This window comes from Pontibacter rugosus, assembly GCF_042678745.1.
GTDB classification, from domain to species: Bacteria; Bacteroidota; Bacteroidia; order Cytophagales; family Hymenobacteraceae; genus Pontibacter; species Pontibacter rugosus.
The window spans coordinates 1-2641 of the sequence record NZ_JBHTLD010000360.1; the positions used below are offsets into that span (position 1 = coordinate 1).

Consider the following 2641-nt stretch of genomic DNA (forward strand, 5'->3'; position numbering starts at 1 on the left):
TTACTTAGACTAATTCAAAATATAAATGAAAAACGTAGAGCATATAGGTATAGCAGTCAAAAACTTTAGTGAGGCCAATGCACTTTACAACAAGCTGTTGGGTGTAGCGCCTTATAAGACAGAACATGTGGCCTCAGAGGGAGTAAACACTTCTTTTTTTAAAGTTGGCGATACCAAAATTGAATTGCTGGAAGGATTAACTCCAGAAAGTGCCATTAGCAAGTTTATTGAAAAGCGCGGAGAAGGTATACATCACATCGCTTTTGAGGTGGAGGACATCTTTGCGGAGATGGAGCGGCTCAAAGCCGAAGGGTTCACGCTGCTTAACCAGGAACCTAAAAAGGGTGCTGATAATAAGCTTGTTTGCTTTGTACACCCAAAAAGCGCTACTGGCGTGCTGATAGAACTTACACAGGAAATACGTTAGGTGCGCAGGCAACACTATAGAGACAATCTGAAATGAACCAGTTTATAAGACAAATACAGGCTGCCGAAGATGAGCTATTGATAGGCAACGTTATACTATATCCTACAGATACTGTTTGGGGCATTGGCTGTGATGCCGAAAATGTGCAGGCAGTTCGCAAAATTTACAAGATAAAGGAACGGGAAGAGTCGAAGGCTATGATCTTGCTGGTGACTGATAAAGCGATGTTGCTGCGATACGTTAAGGCCTTACCTGAAGGCTTTGATGAAATGTTGCAGCAGCAGGAGCGACCAACAACCTACGTTTTTTCCGAACCGAAAAACTTACCGAAAGAAGTACTGGCCGATGATGGAACGGTAGCCATTCGTATTACAGAAGATGAGTTTTGCCACCGCTTAATCCGCCACTCCAACCGGCCACTCGTTTCTACATCTGCCAACGTGAGTGGCGAACCATCTCCTAAAACATTTGCTGACGTAAGTGAAGTGATTAAGAAGCGCGTTGATTTTGTAGTGAATTGGCGGCAGGATGATGAAATGGCTTCTAAGCCATCACGCATCGTTAAGGTGATGCCTGATGGGACTCATACTGTGCTGCGTGATTAGGCGACGGTGTTATACTTGATACACCAGCTAAAATATAAATTGTTGTGCAGCAAAGTATAACAGGTGCTTTTACTTGTCGCTTTCATTATTGAGTAGGTTATCCTTATTTTTGTACCTCAGGCTGCACTAATGCTGCCTGAGGTTTTTAGTTTATACATGATGGATCAAGTTACTTTACCGAAGCACCCCATTTTTGATGTTGTATCTGAAGCTGCCGCTGATTTAGGAGTTGATGCTTATGTTATAGGTGGGTTTGTGCGTGACCTGGTTTTGAAACGGCCATCAAAAGACATTGATATTGTATGTGTAGGCGATGGTATTGCGCTGGCAGCCATGGTAGCCCAAAAGCTGCCGCATAAGCCTAAAGTTTCTATCTTTAAAAACTTTGGTACGGCTATGTTACGTGCCGATGATTGGGAGGTGGAATTTGTAGGAGCCCGAAAAGAGTCCTACCGGGAACACTCGCGTAAGCCGGAGGTAGAGCAGGGGACGCTGGATGATGACTTGCACCGTCGCGACTTTACCATCAATGCCTTAGGTATCAGCCTGAACAAAGCCAACTTTGGTACTCTCATTGATGAATTTAATGGCGTAAAAGACATGCGCCGCCAGATTATCCGTACCCCTCTTGAGCCAGGCATAACTTTTTCGGATGATCCGCTGCGCATGATGCGTGCCATACGCTTTGCCTCTCAACTGAGCTTCGATATTGATCCGGATACCTTTGATGCCATCATAGATCACAAAGAGCGGATTAAAATTGTGTCGCAGGAGCGCATCACAGATGAGTTAAACAAGATTGTGTTGTCGCCGGTGCCAAGCTACGGTTTTAAGCTACTATTTGCTTCTGGTCTGCTGCACATCATATTCCCTAAAATGGTGGAGTTGCAGGGCGTGGAAACCATTGATGGCAACTCACACAAAGATAACTTCTACCATACCTTGCAGGTGCTGGATAATGTAGCGCAGGTATCGGATGATTTGTGGCTGCGTTGGGCTGCGATAATGCATGATATTGCCAAACCGGACACGAAGCGCTATTCGCCTAAAGTAGGCTGGACCTTTCACGGACACGAAGACCGAGGAGCACGTATGCTGCCAAAGCTTTTCCGCGATCTGAAACTGCCCCTGAACGAGCACATGAAGTTTGTGCAGAAGCTGGTAAAGCTGCATCTCCGCCCCATAGCGTTGGTAAAAGATACTGTTACAGATTCTGCTATACGCAGGCTTTTATTTGAAGCGGGAGACGATATTGATGCCCTGATGAAGTTGTGCCGTGCCGACATCACCTCTAAAAACGATAATAAAGTAAAGCGTTACCTGCAGAACTTCGATAAGGTAGAAAAGCGGTTGGTGGAGGTAGAGGAGAGTGATAGCCTGCGCAACTTCCAGCCCGTGATCACTGGCGAAATCATCATGGACACTTTTGGTCTGAAACCATCCAAAATTGTTGGAGACCTGAAGCATATCCTGACGGAAGCTATACTAGAAGGTAAGGTAAAGAATGAGTATGACGAAGCCTTTGCCTTCCTTTTAGCAAGAGGAGAGGAAATGGGGCTTCGCCAAAATCACTCATTAAACAACAACTAAACAATTACTTGTTATACAG

At 45.1% G+C, this 2641-nt stretch carries 3 protein-coding genes; all 3 read left to right on the plus strand.

The window, feature by feature from the left end; translation table 11 throughout:
- Window positions 1-25 precede the first annotated feature (25 nt).
- The 3 genes from mce to ACFQ2O_RS21090 all read left to right on the plus strand — a co-directional run bounded on the left by mce (window position 26) and on the right by ACFQ2O_RS21090 (window position 2622).
- Window positions 26-427 (plus strand): methylmalonyl-CoA epimerase, encoded by a 402-nt coding sequence (gene mce, locus ACFQ2O_RS21080; protein WP_377532767.1) that lies wholly within the window; start codon window positions 26-28, stop codon window positions 425-427.
- A 32-nt stretch (window positions 428-459) separates the two neighbouring features.
- A complete protein-coding gene (locus tag ACFQ2O_RS21085; protein ID WP_377532769.1) occupies window positions 460-1032 on the plus strand; it encodes an L-threonylcarbamoyladenylate synthase in 573 nt (190 codons plus the stop codon).
- A gap of 159 nt (window positions 1033-1191) precedes the next feature.
- A complete protein-coding gene (locus ACFQ2O_RS21090) occupies window positions 1192-2622 on the plus strand; it encodes a CCA tRNA nucleotidyltransferase (protein ID WP_377532771.1) in 1431 nt (476 codons plus the stop codon).
- Window positions 2623-2641: the final 19 nt, after the last annotated feature.

Coding starts and splice junctions, on each gene's coding strand:
- mce (WP_377532767.1), top strand. CDS start 26: ATGAAAAACGTAGAGCATATAGGTATAGCAGTCAAAAACTTTAGTGAG.
- ACFQ2O_RS21090 (WP_377532771.1), top strand. CDS start 1,192: ATGGATCAAGTTACTTTACCGAAGCACCCCATTTTTGATGTTGTATCT.
- ACFQ2O_RS21085 (WP_377532769.1), top strand. CDS start 460: ATGAACCAGTTTATAAGACAAATACAGGCTGCCGAAGATGAGCTATTG.